The organism is Streptomyces sp. a15 (assembly GCF_059026085.1).
Genome location: NZ_JBWLKM010000056.1, coordinates 42,321 through 60,902 on the forward strand (window position 1 = coordinate 42,321; position 18,582 = coordinate 60,902).

Consider the following 18,582-nt stretch of genomic DNA (forward strand, 5'->3'; position numbering starts at 1 on the left):
CCCTCAGACCCCGGGCCTTTGCCCGCCCGCCGTTCGTCTCGGTGGGTCGAGGGGTGGGTCCTGCCCGGGGGGTCCGCGCTCAGACCCCCGGGCCTTTGCCCACCCGCCGTTCGTCTCGGTGGGTCGAGGGGTGGGCCTTGCCCGGGGGGTCCGCCCTCAGACCCCGGGCCTTTGCCCACCCGCCGTTCGTCTCGGTGGGTCGAGGGGTGGGTCCTGCCCGGGGGCTCCGCCCTCAGACCCCCGGCCTTTGCCCGCCCGCCGTCCGTCTCGGTCGGCCAAGAGGTGACCGCCGCCCTGGGGGCTCCGCCCCCAGACCCCCGGGCCTTTGCCCACCCGCCGTCCGGCTCGGTGGGGCCAGGGGTGGGCCTTGGGAGGCTGCGCCCTCAGCCCCCGCTGTCGGCCCTGCACCCAGCGGGTGGGTGGGGGCTTGGGACGGCTGATCACGGTCTTGGGCGGGGGAGGGGGAGGGCTGGGAGATGCGGGGCGGTGCCGTAAGGGCGACCCTTGTCCTGTGGCCAGCCATTCGGCCAAGCGAGTCGGGTGGTGGGTGGGCATAGGTCGGGGGTCTGGGGGCGGAGCCCCCAGGGGGCTCAGCGTAGGGAGCGCAGCAGGTCTGCGAACCATGTGTACGACGCCTTCGGGGTTCTGGTCAGCGTCTCGTAATCCACGTGGACCAGGCCGAACCGCCGTGCGTAGCCTTCCGCCCACTCGAAGTTGTCGAGCAGGGACCAGACGAAGTAGCCGCGGACGTCCACGCCCGCATCGACGGCGTTGTGCAGCGCGCGGATGTGGCCGTCCAGGTAGGTGATACGGGGCTGGTCGTCGATGCCGTCGTACGAGCAGCCGTTCTCGGTGATGACGATCGGGGGGAGGCGGTCGGCGTAACGGTCCCGGAAGCCGGTGAGCAGTTCGGTCAGGGCCTCGGGGACCACCGGCCAGCCGAAGTCCGTCAGGGGGACGTTCTCGATCTCACGTACGGAGAAGGGGAGTTCCGCCGGGATCGTCAGGCCGCCGAACTCGATGTCCTCGCCCTGCGGGGCGCCCACGCGGGTCGGGGCGTAGTAGTTGATGCCGTACCAGTCCAGCGGCTCTCCGATGGCCTTCAGGTCGGCCGCCACGTCGCCCGGCATCAACTCGCCCAGGCCCTCCGGGTATTCGCCGAGCAGCACCGGGTCCGCGAACAGGCGGTTGAGGAGGAGGTCGTAGAAGGCGGCCGCCTCCAGGTCCGCGGGATCCTGCGACGCCGCCCACGTCGGGCCGTGGGAGTTGGCGATGCCGATGTCGGTCGCGCCGGACGCGCGCAGGGCCCGTACCGCCAGACCGTGGGCCAGGAGCTGGTGGTGGGCGGCCGGGAGCGCGTCGAACATCAGCTGCTTGCCGGGGGCGTGGGCGCCGAGCGCATGCCCGAAGAGGGTGTGTTCGGCGGGCTCGTTGATCGTGACCCACTTCTGCACGCGGTCGCCGAGACGGTCGGCCACGAGCGACACGTACTCCGCGAAGTGCGACGCCGTGTCCCGCTCCAGCCAGTCGAGCGACACCGGCAGGTCCCAGTGGAAGAGGGTCGGGACCGGGCGGACGCCCGCCGCGCACAGCTCGTCGACCAGACGGTCGTAGAAGTCCAGGCCCCCCGCCGCACGCACCCGCGGCCAGGAGATCGAGAAGCGGTACGCGTCCACGCCCAGGCCGGCCAGCAGGGCCACGTCCTCGCGGTAGCGGTGGTAGTGGTCGCAGGCCACCGCCGCCGTGGAGCCGTCCTTCACCTTTCCCGGCTCGGCCGAGAAGGTGTCCCAGACGGACGGCTCGCGCGCGTCCACCGCTCCCTCGATCTGATGGGCCGAGGTCGAGACGCCCCACAGGAAGCCGTCGGGGAACGCCGGGAACTGGGGTATCGGGTTCGTCGCCATGCGCCGGATCATCCGTACTCGCGGGTAAGGAAGTCAACGGACAGGCGTGAACAACGAGTTACGCGCCCTCCTCAAAGAAGACTCACGCGCCCTCCCCGAAGACGACCTACGCGCCTTCCTTGAGCACCTTCGAGATCAGCTTCCGCTGCTCCTCCGTCAGCCGGGGGTCCGAGCAGTACACGGTCTTCCCGTCCACGGTGATCTGGTAGCTGAAGCCGTCCGGCACCCCGACCGGCGGCGTACCCCGACCGGCGGCCACCGCCTTCTCGGCCAGGGCGTGCCATTCGTGGGCATCGGTCCGGCCCGAGGTGTTCACCTCGGCGTGCCGCTCGATGCCCGCGAAACCGCCCGTGCGCCTCACCTGAATACGCATGGGTCCCTGTCTAGTACGGAGTCAGAGAATGCGCACCCCGACCTGCTCCCACGCCTTCTCCACGGCCTGGAGTTCCTCACCGCCGTCGCCGAAGCGCTCCCGCGCGGCCTTCACCGTGAGCTTCGCGAAGTCGCCGAAGAACGCGCGCTCCGACAGCTCGCCGCCGGACAGTGCGTCGTACCAGATCCGGCCCGCCTTCTCCCAGGCGTGGCCGCCGAGTGCGGTGGCGGCCAGGTAGAACGCGTGGTTGGGGATGCCGGAGTTGATGTGGACGCCGCCGTTGTCGCGGCCGGTGCGGACGTAGTCGTCCATGGTCGCGGGCTGCGGGTCCTTGCCAAGGACGTCGTCGTCGTACGCGCTGCCCGGTTCCTTCATGGAGCGCAGGGCCTTGCCGGTGACGCTCGGGGCGAGCAGGCCCGCGCCGATCAGCCAGTCGGCCTCGGCGGCGGTCTGGCCGAGCGTGTACTGCTTGATGAGTGAGCCGAAGACGTCGGACATCGACTCGTTGAGGGCGCCCGGCTGGCCGAAGTAGGTGAGGTTCGCGGTGTACTGCGTGACGCCGTGTGCCAGTTCGTGGCCGATGACGTCGATCGGGATGGTGAAGTCGAGGAAGATCTCGCCGTCGCCGTCGCCGAACACCATCTGCTCGCCGTTCCAGAAGGCGTTGCCGTAGTTCTCGTCGTAGTGGACGGTGGCGTCCAGGGGCAGGCCGTCGCCGTCGATCGAGTGGCGGCCGTAGGCCTGGAGGAAGAGCTCGAAGGTGGCGCCGAGGCCGGAGTAGGCGCGGTTGACCGTGGCGTCCCGGCCGGGCTCCGAGCCCTCCGCGCGCACCTTGGTGCCGGGCAGGTCGGTCTTGTGCTCGGCGTCGTAGATGGTGCGCAGCGGCTGGTCCGACGGTGCCTTCGCCGTCGGGGCGGCCGCGAGACGGAACTCGGTGGTCACGCGGCGCCTGGCGCGCAGTTCGCTGTCGCGCATCAGGGTGCGCTGGGCGGGACCGGACAGTGCGGGGTCGTCGTTCCGGGCCAGCTTGTCGAGGACATGCGGCGGTACGACAGTGCAGAAGACGGGCTCGAAGCCCCCGTTCGTCGTCATGCCCGGCACCCTTGCACTGAGTTATCTCACTGTCACTACTCGCAACCTTGATTGGTGAAATGTGGGGACAGGGAGCCTCACTCTCCGTGGCCGAGTGGTATGGCGCACTTTTTGTCCCATTGATCCCCGGGGTCCCGCATACTGATACAGGCCCGCGCAACAGGCGTGGCTCGGCTAGGCTACGGAGCATCATGCGATTCGGGCTGCTTCTCCTTAGCTGCCGCGGCGAGGGCCTGTAACCGAGGCCGACCCCCTCCCCGCGGAGTTTTGGCGTTGCGCCGTCGGCCGTCCTTCAGGACCCGCCTTCGAGGAGCCCCCGCATCATGGCGAACCGCCAGCAGCCCAGTTCCATGCCGATCCACAAGTACGGCCAGTACGAGCAGGTCGACATCCCGGACCGCACCTGGCCGGACAACCGGATCACCGTCGCCCCCCGCTGGCTCTCCACCGACCTGCGCGACGGCAACCAGGCCCTGATCGACCCGATGTCGCCCGAGCGCAAGCGCCGGATGTTCGACCAGCTGGTCAAGATGGGCTACAAGGAGATCGAGGTCGGCTTCCCGGCCTCCGGCCAGACCGACTTCGACTTCGTGCGCTCCATCGTCGAGGAGCCCGGCGCCATCCCCGACGACGTCACCATCTCCGTACTGACCCAGGCCCGCGAGGACCTGATCGAGCGGACCGTGGAGTCGCTGAAGGGCGCCAAGCGCGCCACCGTGCACCTGTACAACGCGACCGCGCCGGTCTTCCGCCGGGTGGTCTTCCGTGGCTCCAAGGACCAGATCAAGCAGATCGCCGTGGACGGCACGCGGCTGGTGATGGAGTACGCGGAGAAACTGCTGGGCCCGGAGACGGAGTTCGGCTACCAGTACAGCCCCGAGATCTTCACCGACACCGAGCTGGACTTCGCGCTGGAGGTCTGCGAGGCGGTGATGGACGTCTACCAGCCCGGCCCGGGCCGCGAGATCATCCTCAACCTGCCCGCCACCGTGGAGCGTTCGACCCCGTCGACCCACGCGGACCGCTTCGAGTGGATGAGCCGCAACCTCTCCCGCCGCGAGTACGTCTGCGTCTCCGTCCACCCGCACAACGACCGCGGTACGGCCGTCGCCGCCGCCGAGCTGGCGCTGATGGCCGGCGCCGACCGCGTCGAGGGCTGTCTGTTCGGGCAGGGCGAGCGCACCGGCAACGTCGACCTGGTCACCCTGGGCATGAACCTGTTCTCCCAGGGCGTCGACCCGCAGATCGACTTCTCCGACATCGACGAGATCCGTCGCACGTGGGAGTACTGCAACCAGATGGAGGTCCACCCGCGCCACCCGTACGTGGGCGACCTGGTCTACACGTCCTTCTCCGGCTCCCACCAGGACGCCATCAAGAAGGGCTTCGACGCCATGGAGGCCGACGCGGCCGCCAAGGGCGTCACCGTCGACGACATCGAGTGGGCGGTGCCGTACCTGCCGATCGACCCGAAGGACGTCGGCCGCTCCTACGAGGCGGTCATCCGGGTCAACTCGCAGTCCGGCAAGGGCGGAATCGCGTACGTCCTGAAGAACGACCACAAGCTGGACCTGCCCCGCCGGATGCAGATCGAGTTCTCGAAGATCATCCAGGCCAAGACGGACGCCGAGGGCGGCGAGGTCACCGGCGGCGCCATCTGGTCGACCTTCCAGGACGAGTACCTGCCCAACCCCGAGAACCCGTGGGGCCGTATTCAGGTCAAGAACGGCCAGTCGACGACGGACACGGACGGCATCGACACGCTGACCGTCGAGGCCGAGGTGGACGGTGTCGAGACCACCCTGGTGGGCACCGGCAACGGTCCGATCTCCGCGTTCTTCCACGCGCTGCAGGGCATCGGCATCGACGCCCGGCTGCTCGACTACTCGGAGCACACGATGAGCGAGGGCGCGTCCGCGCAGGCCGCCTCCTACATCGAGTGCGCGATCGACGACAAGGTCCTGTGGGGCATCGGCATCGATGCGAACACGACACGCGCCTCGCTGAAGGCGGTCGTCTCGGCCGTCAACCGCGCGGGTCGCTCCGCTGGGTAGGGCCGCGACAGGCAGTGCCGCGATGGGTTGTCGGTTTTCTGCGGCGCCGTTGGGGCTGGTCGCGCCCGCGCGACCAGCCGCATGTTCAATGCAAGCCCCGCGCCCCTCAAAAACGCTGCCGCGCCCGGCGTTTTGAGGCCCCGCCTGCCGTATATCGGCGGGCGGGGTCCGTCGTTTTCCGGCCATTGACCTGTGCAGGTCACGGAAAGGTCTCGTCAGGGGTGGTGACTCGGCCTCCTCAATGTGGCTAACATCACGCAAGCGCGGCGATGTTGCCGATGGTGGCACCTCCCGCGCCCTTAAGGCTGTGGGGGCGTTACGGAGGTGCGACGTGCTGCCAGGACGGGGACGAAACGGCCATGCCGCCAGGCCTGCGCGCCTCCTGGGCACCCGTACCGCGTGGACACCCGTCGGGGACGGGGAGTTCTTCTGCCCCGGCTGCGGAGGCGACCGCAACTTCCAGCGGCTGACCGGCCGTCGCCGCTTCACCCTCCTCGGTGTGCCCGTGCTGCCGCGCGGCGAGACCGGTCCCGTCGTGGAGTGCGCGGCCTGCCGCCGCCACTTCGGCACGGACATCCTCGACCACCCGACGACCACCCGCTTCTCCGCGATGCTCAGGGACGCCGTCCACACGGTCGCCCTCGCGGTGCTGTCGGCGGGCGGCACCTGTTCCCGTACGTCCCTGGAGACCGCCGCGGCCACCGTCCGCGCCGCCGGCTACGACGACTGCACGGAGGAGCAGCTGAACGCCCTGGTCGAGGCGCTGGCCGCGGACACCGGGCGGGTCCACGGCCGCCCCTGCGGAGCCGGTCTGGCCATAGAGCTGCACGAGGCGCTGGACCCGCTGGCCCCGCACCTCGCCCCGGCCGGCCGCGAATCGATCCTCCTGCAGGGCGCCCGGATCGCCCTCGCCGACGGCCCGTACACCCCGGGCGAGCGCGAGGTCCTCGCCACCGTGGGCGCCGCCCTCACCTTCTGCGCGGACGACGTGACCCGGCTGCTGGTGTCGGCGCGGACGCCGTCCTGATACTCCCCATACTCCCCCGGGAGTAGTTCGGCCCGCCCGTCACCCCGGGCAGTACCGCGCAACTCGCCCTCCCGTCCGACGTATCACCCCCTCCCCACCGGAAGTCTGGAAGCGACCCAGACACACCGACCGGAGGGAGGCCCGTCCATGGGGGCCGCAAGGACACCTACACGGCGACGGCGCGCAGTGCCCTGGGCGGTGCTCGGCCTGTGGCTGGCCGCGCTCGTGCTCGTCGGACCGCTCGCCGGGAAGTTCAGCGACGTCCAGCAGAACCGGGCGGTCGACTACCTGCCCGACAGCGCGGACTCCACCCAAGTGGCCCGGGTCCAGGACGAGTTGCCGGGCGGCGAGGCGACCGACCTGGTGCTCGTGTACCACCGGGACGGCGGGCTCACCGCCGCCGACCGGCAGACCGCGGCCGACCAGGTCACCGAGGTCGGTGGCGCCTACGACCTCTCCGGCACCCCGCAGGGCATCCCGTCCGAGGACGGCTCCACGCTCATGTACCCGGTGTCCAGCAACCAGCCGGGCCAGGACGAGGAGGCCCGCAACGCCTTCGTGGACGGCGTGCGCGACATCGCCGAGAGCGGCGCGGGGCTCAGCGTCGAGGTCGGCGGCCCGGGCGCACTCAACACCGACATGAGCAAGGTCTTCGAGACCATCGACGGCACCCTGCTGCTGGCCACGCTCGCCGTGGTCACCGTGCTGCTGATCCTCATCTACCGCAGCCCGTTCCTGTGGCTGGTCCCGCTCGCCGTCGCGGGCGTCGCCGCCGCCATGGCGATGGCCGCCGCATACGGCCTGCACGAACTGTTCGACGTCACCATCACCGGCCAGAGCGGCGGCGTGATGACCATCCTGGTCCTCGGCGCCGGCACCGACTACGCGCTCCTCCTGATCGCCCGCTACCGCGAGGAGCTACGACGCCACGAGCGGCCGTACGACGCCATGCGCACCGCCCTGCGCGGCTGCGGACCGGCCATCCTCGCCTCCTCCGGGACCGTCGCGGCCGGCCTGCTGTGCCTCCTCGCCGCCGACCTGAACAGCAGCAGCGGCATGGGGCCGGTCGGCATGGTCGGCGTGCTCGCCGCGCTGGTCGCCATGACCACGCTGCTGCCCGCGATCCTGGTCCTGCTCGGGCGCCGGGTCTTCTGGCCGCTGATCCCCGCCTTCGGCAGCACGCCCAAGGCCCGGCGCTCCCTGTTCGGCGCCATGGGCACCTCGGCCACCCGCAGGCCGGCCGCCGTGCTCGCGGGCGGTGCCGTCCTCCTCGGCGCGCTCGCCCTCGGCGCCTTCAACCTGCCCGGGAGCCTCAAGCAGGAGGACTCCTTCACCGAGGCGCCCGAGTCGATCGCCGCGATGCAGACGCTGGCCCGGGAGTACCCCGAGCGCAGCAGCCAGCCGGTCACCGTCATCGCCCCCACCGACCAGGCGGGCGCCGTCCTGGCCGAGGCCCGCGCGACCGACGGGGTCGCCGAGGCGGCCGCCGGGCGCAGCGGCGACAGCTGGACCGAGATCGCCGTCTTCACCACCGCGGCCCCCGAGTCGGCGGGCGAGACGAAGACCATCGAGGCGCTGCGCGACAGCCTCGACGGCTCCTACGGCGCCTACGTCGGCGGGCCCAGCGCCCAGCAGATCGACCTGGCCGACAGCCAGTCCCGGGACCGCATGGTGGTCGTGCCGCTGGTGCTCGCCGCCGTGTTCCTGATCCTCGTGTTCCTGCTGCGCAGCCTCGTCGCGCCGCTGATGCTGCTGGTCGCCGTGGTCGCGGTGTGGGGCGCTGCGCTCGGCATCGGCGGCCTGGTCTTCGGACCGGTGCTCGACTTCGGGGGCACCGACCCCGGACTCGGACTGCTGTCCTTCGTCTTCCTGGTGGCACTGGGCGTCGACTACGGCATCTTCCTGATGCACCGGATGCGCGAGGAGTCCGTGAACGGCGCCGAACCGCAGACCGCGGCGCTCACCGCCCTGCGCACCACCGGCGGGGTCATCGCCTCCGCGGGCGTCGTGCTCGCCGCGACGTTCGCCGTGCTCACCACGCTGCCTCTGGTGGGGATGGTCGAGCTCGGGTTCGTCATCGCGGTCGGGGTGCTCCTCGACACCTTCCTCGTCCGGACGTACCTGGTGACCACGGCGAGCGTGCTGCTCGGCCGGAAGGTGTGGTGGCCCGGGAAGCTGTCGCGGATCCCGGAACCGGAGCCACTGGAACGCCAGCCGGAGCCGGTGTGAGCCGTTCGCACACCGTCGGGGCGTCCCTCCTCTCCCGGAGGGGCGCCCTCGTGGCGGAGGATGGGTCCGTGCAGGAGATCAGTCGGCCCCGTATCGGCGAGCGAGTTCTCGCCGCGATCGGCCGCGACCCCCAAAACGCCCCGCACGGCCCCCGCAACGACGCGCTGCTGGCGCTCGCGCTCGTCGTGGCAGGCGTCTGCATCGGGCTGTTCACCGACGACGGCCGCCGCCCGGACCCACTCGGCTGGACGCTGCTGCTCGCCGCCCATGTGCCGATCGTGTGGCGGCGGCGCAGCCCGATGCTGGTGCTCGCCCTGGTAGTGGCGCTGATCGTGCCGTACCACGCCCTCGACAACAACCACAGCGCGCCGACCCCCGTGGCGTACGTCGCGCTCTACACGGTCGCGGTCACCGGGCGCCCCCTGCGCACGATCCTGACCGGCGCCGCCGTAGTCCTCGTCTCGCTGAGCGTGATGCTGACCGTCGATCCCAAGGAGGCCGTCGAGCTGCTGCGGATCTCCGGCTGGATCATCGCCGTGCTCTTCATCGGCATCGACGTCCGCTTCTACCGCCAGTACATCGCCGCCATCGTCGAACGCGCCGAGCGCGCCGAACGCACCCGCGAGGAGGAGGCCCGCCGCCGGGTCGCCGAGGAGCGCCTGCGCATCGCCCGTGACCTGCACGACCTGCTCGCGCACAGCATCACCCTCATCGGCGTCCAGACCTCCGTCGCCGCGCACGTCCTGGCCGCCGACCCCGAGCGCCTCGACCGGGAGACGGTTGCCAAGGCCCTCGACGACATCTCCGAGACCTGCCGGAGCGCGCGCGGGGAACTCCGTACGACGCTGGAGGTGCTGCGGGCCTCCGAACACGGCGACGCGCGCGGCCCGCTGCCCGGCCTCGACGGCGTGCCCGACCTGGTGGAGGCGGCACGGCTCGCGGGCGCCCGCGTCGAGCCCGACGTCCGGGTGCGGCAGGCGCCGCCGGCTGTCGGCGCCGCCGTGTACCGGATCGTGCAGGAGGCGCTGACCAACGCGGTACGGCACGCCGGGCCCGGACCCGCCGTACGCGTCGAGATGTACGAGGCGGAGGGCGCCCTGCACCTGTCGGTGACCGACGACGGCACCGGGCCCACGCCGGGCGGCACGCCGGGGTACGGGCTGGTCGGAATGCGGGAGCGGGCCCGCAGCGTCGGTGGCACACTCGACGCCGGGCCGCGGGGGCGGGGCGGCTTCGAGGTGAGCGCGGTACTGCCGCTCGCCGCCGCGCCCGTGATGCCTGTAGGGGGAACCGGATGACCATCCGCGTACTGCTCGCCGACGACCAGACGCTCGTACGGGAGGCCTTCTCGATGCTCGTCGAGTCGGCTCGGGACATGGAGGTGGTCGGACAGGCGGGCACCGGGCGGGAGGCCGTGGAACTCGCGCGCGGCGCGCGGGCCGACCTTGTGGTGATGGACGTCCGGATGCCCGACCTCGACGGCATCGAGGCGACCCGGCTGATCGCCGCGGACGAGGATCTCGCGGGGGTGAAGGTGCTGGTCCTCACCACCTACGACACGGACGAGAACATCGTCGAGGCGCTGCGGGCGGGGGCGTCCGGGTTTCTGGTGAAGGACACGCGGCCGGCCGATCTCCTCGACGCGATCCGTACGGTGGCGGCGGGGGAGGCGCTGCTGTCACCGGGGCCGACGGCTCGGCTGATCGAGCGGTTCCTGCGCAGTCCGTCGGTGTCGGTGTCGGGGTCCGTGACGGGGGGTGGGCCCGAATGTCTGTCGGAACGGGAGCGTGAGGTGCTGGTGTTGGTCGCGCGTGGCCTCAACAACACGGAGATCGCGGAGGCGTTGGGACTGAGCCCGCTGACGGCGAAGACCCACGTCAGCCGCATCATGGGCAAGCTGGGAGCGCGGGACCGGGCCCAACTGGTCATCGTGGGGTACGAGTCGGGGATGGTGACGCCGGGGGGCGGCGGGTGACGGGTCCGACGAGTGCGCACGTCCCTGGGGGCTCCGCCCCCCGACCCCCGGCCTATGCCCGCCTTCCCGGAGGGGGCGCGGGTGACGGGTGTGTGGGGGTGCGCGTTCCTGGGGGCTCCGCCCCCAGACCCCCGGCCTTTGCCCACCCACCACCCGACTCGGTGGGTCGAGAGGTGGAGGTCGAGGGCTGCCTGTCGTCCGACCGAGTCGGCGGGTCAAGGGGCACTTCTCGCCCGACCGAGTCGGCAGGTAGAGGGTCACTTCTTGGCTGGCCGAGTCGGGTGGTGGGTGGGCGAGGCCGGGGGTTCAGGGGGCGGAGCCCCCTGGGACGGGGTTGAAGGGGCGGCGCCCCTGGGGGATGGGACGGGTAGGGGCGGCGGGGGCGAGAGGCCTCTCGCAGTAGCCGCCGGCTCCGGGGCGTGGTCGTTACGGGAGGGTCTTCTGGTAGGACTTGTCCTTGTCGGAGTCGTAGATGAGCTTGCCGCCGGCGTCGTAGCCCTTGATGTGGGGTGCGACGGTGACCTGCTTGTTCAGGACGCCGGACGCGACGAACCAGCCGTCGTCGAGCGTGGCCTCGCTCGTGGCGCCGCCGTAGGAGACGGTCACCTTCGCCACCGAAGGAACCACCGTGCCGATGAACCCCCACCGGAACGGCAACTTCCAGTTCCCCTTGTCGAGGAACGACTGCTGGTACAGCTTGCCGCCGTTGATGTCGGCCAGCACGGGCGGGGAATCCGGCAACCGGTCACTGCCGCCGCTGGTGTTGAGCCCCGAGGCCTCGCCGTCCTTGATGTTGCAGATCAGCCGGGTCTCCTGCGGCTTCTCCTTCACGGCGACGACGTAGATGCCGTCACCGGGCGCGTTGAGATCGCCGGTGCTGTTCATCGCCAGGATGATCCGGTAGCTGTCGGCCGTCCCCAGGTTCAGGTCCAGCCCGCCGCCGTGCTCCGTTCGGTCCCGGTCGTAGGCGAGGCACTTCTCCAGCCCGTCCGCGGCCTGCGCGAGCGTGATCCCGTCGAGCAGCTGCCCCGGCGTGGCCGGCCCGGCGGGCCCGGACGGCGTCGGCGAGGGAGAGGGCGTCGGCGTCGACGCCCGCGAGGCGCTGACCGACGACTGCGGCGACGCCGTGACCGACCCCCCGCCCGAACCCCCCACCGCGTACGCCCCCACCGGCACCGCGGCCAGCGTCACCAGCACCGCCCCGGCCACCGCCACCCGGCGCCGCCGCTCCACCACGCCCCGGCGCCGGATCGCGGGGTACGGCGCGGCCGAGGGCCGGATCGTGTAGGCGTCCTCGGCGAGCAACTCACGCAGCTGCTCCTCGAAGCCCCCCTCGGCTTCCGTTCCCTCACCCTGACCCTGACCCTGACCCTGACCCTGACCCTGACCCTGACCCTGACCCTGAGCTTGTTCCTCGCTCACCTGGTTCCTCCCTGCCCGGCGGACGACGTGCCGGCGGATGACGTGCGACTCTGCTCGGGCCGGTCCATGACCTGAGCGAGCCCCGGATATGTACGCAACTGCGCCAGCCCCTTGGACGCCTGGCTCTTGACCGTGCCGGGGGAGCAGCCGAGCATTTCGGCGACCTCCGCCTCGGACAGGTCCTCCCAGTACCGCATGACGATCACCGCCCGCTGCTTCGGCGGCAGCCCGGCCAGCGCGCCGAGCAGCACACCGCGCTCGTCGACCCGTGACACGGCCTCGTCGCGCCCCGCCGTCTCCGGCGGCGCCGCGGTCAGCGACTCCCTGACGCGCCGCTTGCGGAACCGGTCGCTGTTGCAGCTGACCAGCATCCGGCGGACGTACGCCTCCGGGCTGTCACTGCGCGACACGCGCCGCCAGGAGCGGTACGCCTTCGCCAGCGCCGTCTGCGTCAGGTCCTCGGCGTGGTGCACGTCGCCGGTGAGCAGATAGGCGGTCCGTACCAGCCGGGACCACCGGGCTCTGACGAATTCCTGGAACTGGGCCTCTTGTTCGGCCTGCATCAAGCACCCTCCCTCGCCCTCCAGACCACCGTTCCGCCGGATTCGGTTGCCCGGGATCCGATGCCGGGTTGGAATGGGCTCGTGGTGAGTATGGAGCGGTGGGACGAGCGGGACACCGGGGTGCTGCGGCTGCCTTCCGGGCGGCTGGTGCGGGGCCGGGGCCTGCGGCACCCCCTGGAACCGGGGGCGCCGAGCCCGTCGTACGGCATCTATCTGCTCGGCCGGCAGCCGCCCGCCGTGGAGTGGGAGTCCCGCTGGCTGCGCTGGCCCGACTTCCGGCTGCCCGCCGACCACGCGGTGGCCCGCGCGGTCCTCACCGAGGCCTGGGAGCGGGCCGCCGGCGAGCGCGTGGAGCTGGCCTGCGGCGGCGGTCGCGGCCGTACGGGCACGGCGTTGGCGTGTCTCGCGGTGCTGGACGGCGTGCCGGCCGGGGAGGCCGTCGCGTACGTCCGCCGCCACTACGACCGGCACGCGGTGGAGACGCCGTGGCAGCGGCGGTACGTACGGCGGTTCGGGGCGGCGGCGGGTTCAGGGGCGGCGGGCGCGGAAGCGTAGGCCGCCGCTCTGCGGGTGCGTGTCGACGGACACGTCCGTGAAGCCGGCTTCCTTGAGGCGGGCGGGCAGACCCGCCGGGTCGAGGGTGTTCATCGTGTCCCGGAAGTGGAGGATGCGGAAGCGCAGGCCCGGCTGGCTGTCGCTGCCGGCGAAGGTGCCGCCTGGGCGCAGGACGCGGAACGCCTCGGCGAAGATGCGGTCCTGGTGGGCGGCCGTGGGCACGTGGTGGAGCATCGTGAAGCAGACGACGGAGTCGAAGGACGCCCCCGGCAGGGGGAGTTCGGCGCCGTCCGCGAGGAGGATGCGGGCGCGGTCGCCCCACTTGTCCTGGAGCAGCCGGACCGTGTCCGCGTCGATCTCGGCGGCCGTCAGACGGGGCACCAGGTCGGCGAGGACACGGAGGTTGGCGCCGTAGCCCGGGCCGATCTCCAGTACGTCCGCGCCGAGGTCCACGTGTTCCAGCGCCCAGGGGAGTATGAGGTCCTTGGTCTTCTGCGCCCAGTTCTCGGAGCTGCAGATCCTGCGGTGGGCTCGGTTCATCGGCATGCCATCGACGCTAGGCGGGGCGTACGGCCGTCCGCCACGCGCTAGTGTGCCGTCCCATGTCGCCGAACGGACAGTCGAACGGACAGCCGAACGGACAGTACCGCCCGTACGGCGCCGCCGGTTCGGGCATCTTCGTCGGTCACTTCAGCATGCCGCGCGGCAGCGCCTTCACCACGCACTGGCATGACTTCCATCAACTCGCCTGGTCGGCCAAGGGGTTGCTGCGGGTGCGCAGCGAGCAGGGGGTGTGGCTGCTGCCGCCGTCGCTGGCCCTGTGGATCCCGGCGAGGGTCGTGCACGCCACGGAGTCGGCGGGGGACGCTGTCATGCGCAGTGCGTACGTCGATCCGGAGTGCTGCCCGCACATCGACTGGCGCGAGCCGACCGTGGTGGCGGTGACTCCCTTGCTGCGGGCGCTCATCGACCACCTGATCAGCCCGGGTCTGGCCCCGGACGCCCGGTCACGCGCCGAGGCTGTCCTCCTCGACGAGCTGCGTCCGGTGCCGGTCACCAGCGTTTCCGCGCCCCTGCCCCGCGACCCGCGCGCCCGCACGGTGGCCGAGGCGCTGCGGGCCGACCCCGCGGACGGCCGGAGCCTCGCCGACTGGGGAGGCCAAGTCGGTGCCAGCGCACGGACCTTGGCCCGGCTCTTCGTCGCGGAGACGGGCCTTTCCTTCGGGCAGTGGCGGGAGCGGGCGCGGATGCAGTCGGCGATGCCGTACCTCGCGGCGGGCCTGCCGATCGAGTCGGTGGCCCACCGCGTCGGCTATGCGACGGCCAGCTCCTTCACCGCCGCGTTCCACCGGCTGGTCGGGGTGACCCCGAGGCAGTACTTCCCGGTCAGCTGAGGGCTTCGGCGAGCAGCGCCGCCGTGTCCGCGACCAAGGCGTCGTCCCAGGCCGCGTCCCGGGCGGGCTTGGTCGACAGGACGGACAGGACGACGGGGGCGCCGGTGTCGGTCCAGGCGATGCCCACGTTGTTGGTGGTGCCGTAGGAGCCGGAGCCCGTCTTGTCGGCGATCGTCCAGGTCGTCGGGAGGCCCGCGCGAAAGCGCTTGCCGCTGGTCGTGTTGTTCAGCAGCCAGTGCGCGAGCAGGGCGCGGTCCCGGCGGTCCAGTGCCTCGCCGAGGGCCAGTCGGCCGTAGGTGCGGCCGATGGCGTACGGGCTCGTCGTGTCCGTGATCCGCCATGGCTCGGCCGAGTTGAGATCCGTCTCCCAGCGGTCGAGGCGCGTCACCGGGTCGCCGAGGGAGCGGGCGAAGCGGGTGATCGCGGTGGGGCCGCCGAGTTCGCGCAGGAGGAGGTTGCCCGCGCCGTTGTCGCTGTAGGTGATGGCCACCTCGGCGAGTTCGGCGACGGTCATGCCCTCGGCCAGGTGCTCCCTGGTCTTGTCGGAACCCGTCGCCGGCAGGTCGGCCTCCGTGTAGTGGATACGGCGGGCCAGGAACTCGCCGTTCCGGTCCAGGTCGCGCAGGACGGCCGCGGACGCGAGCGTCTTGAACAGGGAGCACATCGGGAACAGCTCGTCGGCGCGGTGGCGGACGGACCGCTTGGTGGCGAGGTTGTGGGCGAACACGCCCAGCCGGGCGCCGTGCCGCTCCTCCAGGCGGCGGAGGCGGGCGGTGACGCCCGGGTCGCCGGTGGCGTGCGCGGGAACGCTGGTGAGCAGCGTGGCCGCGGTGGCGGTGCCGGCCGCGAGGAGTGTGCGTCGGGTCATCGGGGAGGTGGCGGAGCCTAAGATCTTTTTCTCCTTCGTTCGATGTGCGTCGACGATCTCTTCAGTGACCGACGCCGGATCTCATCCCTTGGTTGCGGGGTCGTAGACCATCGGAGGACGGCGGTGCGCGCTCGCGCTCGGCACAGTGACGGCATGGAGAAGACGAAGGGGATCAACCGAGCACAGTTCCTGGCCGGTGCGGCGGCCCTGGGAGTCGCGGCGGCGACACTGCCCGCACGCCCGGCCGTGGCGACCGCACGGGAGGCCGCGCCGACCGGACGCGGGCTGAGGCACCACGGCATCGTGTACACCGTCGGGGCCGGCGAGACCCCCGGCACGGCCTTCAGCACCGCCCGCATGCGTGCCGACGTCCGCGCGATCCGCGAGGACCTGCACGCCGACACCCTCGATGTCACCGGCGACGGCGTCGAACGCCTCACCGCCACCGCCGCCGAAGCCGCCGAGCGCGGACTGCACGTGTGGCTCCAGCCGACCCTCGGGGACGTCCCGGAGGGGGACATCCTCGAACACCTCGCGGAGACCGGACGGTTCGCGGAGCGGCTGCGGCGGCAGGGCGCGAGCGTGGACCTCAGTGTGGGCTGCGAGTTCTGGCTGTTCGTGCCCGGGATCGTGCCGGGGGAGAACGTCCTGGAGCGCATCGAGAACCTGCAGAACGGCACGGTCGACTGGGAGCAGATGCAGCGGCGCCTGGACCGCTTCACCGCGAAGGCGGCGAAGGTGGGCCGCTCGGTCTTCCGCGGCCGGCTGAGCTACGCCGCCGGCCAGGACGACCAGGTCGACTGGAACCTCTTCGACGTCGTCGGCATCGACTACTACTCGTACTTCCGCGACCGGAGCGCCTACGTAACGGAGCTGAAGAAGTATCTCCGGTGGGGCAAGCCCCTCGCGATCACGGAGTTCGGCACGTGCACGTACGTCGGTGCTCCCGAGGCCGGCGGCATGGGCTGGTCCATCGTCGACTACGAGAAGGACCCGCCGGAGATCAAGGGCGACCTGGTACGCAGCGAGCGCGTCCAGGCCGCCTATCTCACCGATCTGCTCGACGTCTTCGAGTCCATGGGCCTGTACGCGGCGATGGCTTTCGAGTTCGTCACCGCCGACGCCCCGCACCGCCCCGACGACCCGCGCTACGACCTCGACCTGGCGAGCTACAGCATCACCAAATCCATCAAGGACCGTCCGGGCGACCCGAGTTCGGGTTGGCACTGGGAGCCGAAGGAGGCGTTCCACGCCCTGGCCCGACGCTATGCCGGGGCGTGCCGCTCCCGTCAGTCGCGGTAGACGTCAGTCGCGGTAGACGTCAGCCGCGGTAGACGTCAGTCGCAGTAGACGTCCGCGTCGGGCCGCTCACCCGTGGCGAGGAAGCGGGACACCGTCTCGTCCCCGCAGGCGTTGCCGTGGGCGAGGTAGGCGTCGTGGCCGGTGGAGTTCACGGTGACCATGACGGCACGGTCGCCGAGGGCGCGGCGGAGCTTGAGGGCGCCGGCGAGCGGGGTGGCGACGTCCCGTTCGTTCTGCACGAGCAGGATGTTGGACGGCCCGCGGTCGGTGATCCGTACCGGCGCCTGCTTCGGCGGGGTCGGCCAGGCGGCGCACACCATCGCGTTGCGCGGCATGCCCGCGGTCAGCGGGTACGTGACCCGGCTCTCGTCGACGCCCTTCTGGTACTCGGCGGCCGACGCGGGCCACGCGACGTCGTTGCACAGGGTCGCGGCGCCGACCGCGGCGACGTTCTGCAGGACCTGCTCCGGCGGGGCGGCCGGCGCGGGCGGCACGGTGCCGGCCCGGGCGGCCAGGATCAGCTTGGCCAGGGCGGGGAAGCGGCTGGGCGAGTACAAGGTGTCCAGCAGCGTCTGGCGCAGCACGTTGCCGTTGAGCTCCTCGGGGTTGGCACCGGGCCACGGGATGGGCTTCCGGTCGAGCCGCGCGGCCAGCTTCAGGAACAGCGGCCGCACCTCGGCCGCCGTCCCGGCCAGCCGGTCCGGGTTGTCCGGCGCCGACGCCCACTTCGCGAACTCGGGGAAGACGTCCTCGACGCCCTGCTCGTGCCCGGCGAGCCAGGCGCGGGAGACGCGGGTGGGATCGGGGTCGTCGTTGCTGTCCAGCACGATCCGGTCGGTGCGCTGCGAGAACAACTGGCTGTAGACCGAGCCGACGTACGTCCCGTACGACACTCCCCACGCGGAGATCTTCCGCTCTCCGAGCGCCGCCCGGATGCGGTCGAGGTCGCGGGCCTCGGCGACCGTGTCGATGTGCCGCATCAACTCGCCGCCGTTACGGGCGCAGGCGTCCGCCAGACGCTGCGCGGTGACCATGTTCTCGGCGACGGAACCGTCCGCGGCGGGCCACGGCCGCAGCTTCGAGAGGGCGAGGTCGGCGTGCTCGAGCCCGCAGTCGACGGAGGTGGAGGGGGCGACCCCGCGCGGGGCGAAGCCGATCAGGTCGTAGGTGTCGCGCACGTCCTGGGGCAGTTTCTGCCCCTTGCCGGACGGGTCGTTGAGACTGGATCCGCCCGGCCCGCCCGGGATCAGCATCAGCGCGCCGCGCCGGGTGCCGGGGTCCTCCGCGGGGATGCGCGAGACGGCGACGCCGATCTTCCTGCCGCCCGGGCGGGTGTGGTCCATCGGCACTTCGAGGGTGGCGCACTGTTGGCGGGGGTCGAGGCCGGTGCCCGTGCACTTGGTCCACCGGAGAGAGGGAGTGGCGGCGGAGGCGGCGGCGGAGGCGGAGGCGGACGTGGTGAGGGGGGCGGTGAGTCCGAGGAGGACGGCGGAGGTGGCGATCAGGGCGGCGTTTCTCTTGATCTGCGTCATGCGAACGAGCCTCGCGGAACCTGACGGTCGGCCACATCCGGGTAGCTCCCGTGTTCAGGGCGGGGTTACCCCCACAGCGGCGTGCAGCAGTTCCAGAGTCACGTCCTTCAGGTGCGGGCTGCCGGCGCTGAGCAGGGCATCGAGCACGGAGGAACGGACCAACTCCGGCTGCGATTTCGGTCGCGTTCGCCAGTCCCGTCTCCGGATGCAGCGGCGCCTTCGCTGATCGCTGGCGGGGACGGGGACGGTCGAGCATGTCCCCGATCCAGGCGGCAACCGTGTCCGCACCGGC

At 71.6% G+C, this 18,582-nt stretch carries 16 protein-coding genes; 8 read left to right on the top strand and 8 right to left on the bottom strand.

Going from position 1 to position 18,582, the window contains the following annotated elements; all coding sequences use genetic code 11:
* Positions 1–590 precede the first annotated feature (590 nt).
* The 3 genes from AC5P09_RS36895 to AC5P09_RS36905 form a co-directional block, all read right to left on the bottom strand.
* Positions 591–1,916, bottom strand: a complete 1,326-nt coding sequence (locus tag AC5P09_RS36895) for a GH1 family beta-glucosidase (protein WP_493878065.1) — start codon at positions 1,914–1,916, stop codon at positions 591–593.
* 94 nt (positions 1,917–2,010) lie between these two features.
* Positions 2,011–2,277, bottom strand: a complete 267-nt coding sequence (locus AC5P09_RS36900) for a protealysin inhibitor emfourin (protein ID WP_493878066.1) — start codon at positions 2,275–2,277, stop codon at positions 2,011–2,013.
* Between the two features lie 21 nt (positions 2,278–2,298).
* Positions 2,299–3,369, bottom strand: coding sequence for a M4 family metallopeptidase (locus AC5P09_RS36905; RefSeq protein ID WP_493878067.1), 1,071 nt, complete (start codon positions 3,367–3,369; stop codon positions 2,299–2,301).
* Positions 3,370–3,692: 323 nt separating this feature from the next.
* Here AC5P09_RS36905 and leuA point away from each other — a divergent pair, with 323 nt between their 5' ends.
* From leuA to AC5P09_RS36930, 5 genes are all read left to right on the top strand, one after another.
* The gene (leuA, locus tag AC5P09_RS36910; protein WP_493878068.1) at positions 3,693–5,423 is read left to right on the top strand and encodes a 2-isopropylmalate synthase; all 1,731 of its coding nucleotides are present in this window, start codon (positions 3,693–3,695) and stop codon (positions 5,421–5,423) included.
* A 331-nt stretch (positions 5,424–5,754) separates the two neighbouring features.
* Positions 5,755–6,450, top strand: coding sequence for a tellurite resistance TerB family protein (locus tag AC5P09_RS36915; protein WP_493878069.1), 696 nt, complete (start codon positions 5,755–5,757; stop codon positions 6,448–6,450).
* Positions 6,451–6,597: 147 nt separating this feature from the next.
* Positions 6,598–8,679, top strand: coding sequence for an MMPL family transporter (locus tag AC5P09_RS36920; protein ID WP_493878070.1), 2,082 nt, complete (start codon positions 6,598–6,600; stop codon positions 8,677–8,679).
* Between the two features lie 68 nt (positions 8,680–8,747).
* The gene (locus tag AC5P09_RS36925; protein WP_493878071.1) at positions 8,748–9,977 is read left to right on the top strand and encodes a sensor histidine kinase; all 1,230 of its coding nucleotides are present in this window, start codon (positions 8,748–8,750) and stop codon (positions 9,975–9,977) included.
* Positions 9,974–10,654 carry a response regulator transcription factor gene (locus AC5P09_RS36930; protein ID WP_307674714.1) on the top strand — a complete coding sequence of 227 codons (681 nt, stop codon included), beginning with the start codon at positions 9,974–9,976 and terminating at the stop codon, positions 10,652–10,654. The genes AC5P09_RS36925 and AC5P09_RS36930 overlap by 4 nt, the downstream gene beginning before the upstream one ends.
* 426 nt (positions 10,655–11,080) lie before the next feature.
* Here AC5P09_RS36930 and AC5P09_RS36935 read toward each other — a convergent pair whose 3' ends face one another.
* Together AC5P09_RS36935 and AC5P09_RS36940 are read right to left on the bottom strand one after the other, a co-directional pair.
* Positions 11,081–12,076, bottom strand: coding sequence for a hypothetical protein (locus AC5P09_RS36935; RefSeq protein ID WP_493878072.1), 996 nt, complete (start codon positions 12,074–12,076; stop codon positions 11,081–11,083).
* Positions 12,073–12,639, bottom strand: a complete 567-nt coding sequence (locus tag AC5P09_RS36940; protein WP_493878073.1) for a SigE family RNA polymerase sigma factor — start codon at positions 12,637–12,639, stop codon at positions 12,073–12,075. Before AC5P09_RS36940 ends, AC5P09_RS36935 begins: the two co-directional genes overlap by 4 nt.
* Positions 12,640–12,729: 90 nt before the next feature.
* On the opposite strand from AC5P09_RS36940, the gene AC5P09_RS36945 reads away from it, so the two are divergent.
* Complete coding sequence (locus tag AC5P09_RS36945; RefSeq protein ID WP_493878080.1) at positions 12,730–13,194, top strand: protein-tyrosine phosphatase family protein; 465 nt, start codon at positions 12,730–12,732, stop codon at positions 13,192–13,194.
* Here the strand turns inward: AC5P09_RS36945 and AC5P09_RS36950 are convergent.
* Positions 13,168–13,740 (bottom strand): class I SAM-dependent methyltransferase, encoded by a 573-nt coding sequence (locus AC5P09_RS36950; protein ID WP_493878074.1) that lies wholly within the window; start codon positions 13,738–13,740, stop codon positions 13,168–13,170. The two genes, AC5P09_RS36945 and AC5P09_RS36950, sit on opposite strands and share 27 nt — an antisense overlap.
* Positions 13,741–13,796: 56 nt before the next feature.
* Here AC5P09_RS36950 and AC5P09_RS36955 point away from each other — a divergent pair, with 56 nt between their 5' ends.
* The gene (locus AC5P09_RS36955; RefSeq protein WP_493878075.1) at positions 13,797–14,588 is read left to right on the top strand and encodes an AraC family transcriptional regulator; all 792 of its coding nucleotides are present in this window, start codon (positions 13,797–13,799) and stop codon (positions 14,586–14,588) included.
* Here AC5P09_RS36955 and bla read toward each other — a convergent pair.
* Entirely contained in the window at positions 14,581–15,456 is an 876-nt protein-coding gene (gene bla / locus AC5P09_RS36960) for a class A beta-lactamase (RefSeq protein WP_493878076.1), read from the bottom strand. The two genes, AC5P09_RS36955 and bla, sit on opposite strands and share 8 nt — an antisense overlap.
* A gap of 153 nt (positions 15,457–15,609) precedes the next feature.
* On the opposite strand from bla, the gene AC5P09_RS36965 reads away from it, so the two are divergent.
* Complete coding sequence (locus AC5P09_RS36965; protein ID WP_493878077.1) at positions 15,610–16,758, top strand: abortive phage infection protein; 1,149 nt, start codon at positions 15,610–15,612, stop codon at positions 16,756–16,758.
* Between the two features lie 35 nt (positions 16,759–16,793).
* Here the strand turns inward: AC5P09_RS36965 and AC5P09_RS36970 are convergent, their stop codons facing one another.
* Entirely contained in the window at positions 16,794–18,290 is a 1,497-nt protein-coding gene (locus tag AC5P09_RS36970; protein WP_493878078.1) for an alpha/beta hydrolase, read from the bottom strand.
* Positions 18,291–18,582: the final 292 nt, after the last annotated feature.

What these genes read in the sequence shown, in the direction of transcription:
- AC5P09_RS36895 (WP_493878065.1), bottom strand. Translation starts at nt 1,916, where the DNA reads ATGATCCGGCGCATGGCGACGAACCCGATACCCCAGTTCCCGGCGTTC.
- AC5P09_RS36900 (WP_493878066.1), bottom strand. Translation starts at nt 2,277, where the DNA reads ATGCGTATTCAGGTGAGGCGCACGGGCGGTTTCGCGGGCATCGAGCGG.
- AC5P09_RS36905 (WP_493878067.1), bottom strand. Translation starts at nt 3,369, where the DNA reads ATGACGACGAACGGGGGCTTCGAGCCCGTCTTCTGCACTGTCGTACCG.
- leuA (WP_493878068.1), top strand. Translation starts at nt 3,693, where the DNA reads ATGGCGAACCGCCAGCAGCCCAGTTCCATGCCGATCCACAAGTACGGC.
- AC5P09_RS36920 (WP_493878070.1), top strand. Translation starts at nt 6,598, where the DNA reads ATGGGGGCCGCAAGGACACCTACACGGCGACGGCGCGCAGTGCCCTGG.
- AC5P09_RS36930 (WP_307674714.1), top strand. Translation starts at nt 9,974, where the DNA reads ATGACCATCCGCGTACTGCTCGCCGACGACCAGACGCTCGTACGGGAG.
- AC5P09_RS36940 (WP_493878073.1), bottom strand. Translation starts at nt 12,639, where the DNA reads ATGCAGGCCGAACAAGAGGCCCAGTTCCAGGAATTCGTCAGAGCCCGG.
- AC5P09_RS36945 (WP_493878080.1), top strand. Translation starts at nt 12,730, where the DNA reads ATGGAGCGGTGGGACGAGCGGGACACCGGGGTGCTGCGGCTGCCTTCC.
- AC5P09_RS36950 (WP_493878074.1), bottom strand. Translation starts at nt 13,740, where the DNA reads ATGCCGATGAACCGAGCCCACCGCAGGATCTGCAGCTCCGAGAACTGG.
- AC5P09_RS36955 (WP_493878075.1), top strand. Translation starts at nt 13,797, where the DNA reads ATGTCGCCGAACGGACAGTCGAACGGACAGCCGAACGGACAGTACCGC.
- bla (WP_493878076.1), bottom strand. Translation starts at nt 15,456, where the DNA reads ATGACCCGACGCACACTCCTCGCGGCCGGCACCGCCACCGCGGCCACG.
- AC5P09_RS36965 (WP_493878077.1), top strand. Translation starts at nt 15,610, where the DNA reads ATGGAGAAGACGAAGGGGATCAACCGAGCACAGTTCCTGGCCGGTGCG.
- AC5P09_RS36970 (WP_493878078.1), bottom strand. Translation starts at nt 18,290, where the DNA reads ATGACGCAGATCAAGAGAAACGCCGCCCTGATCGCCACCTCCGCCGTC.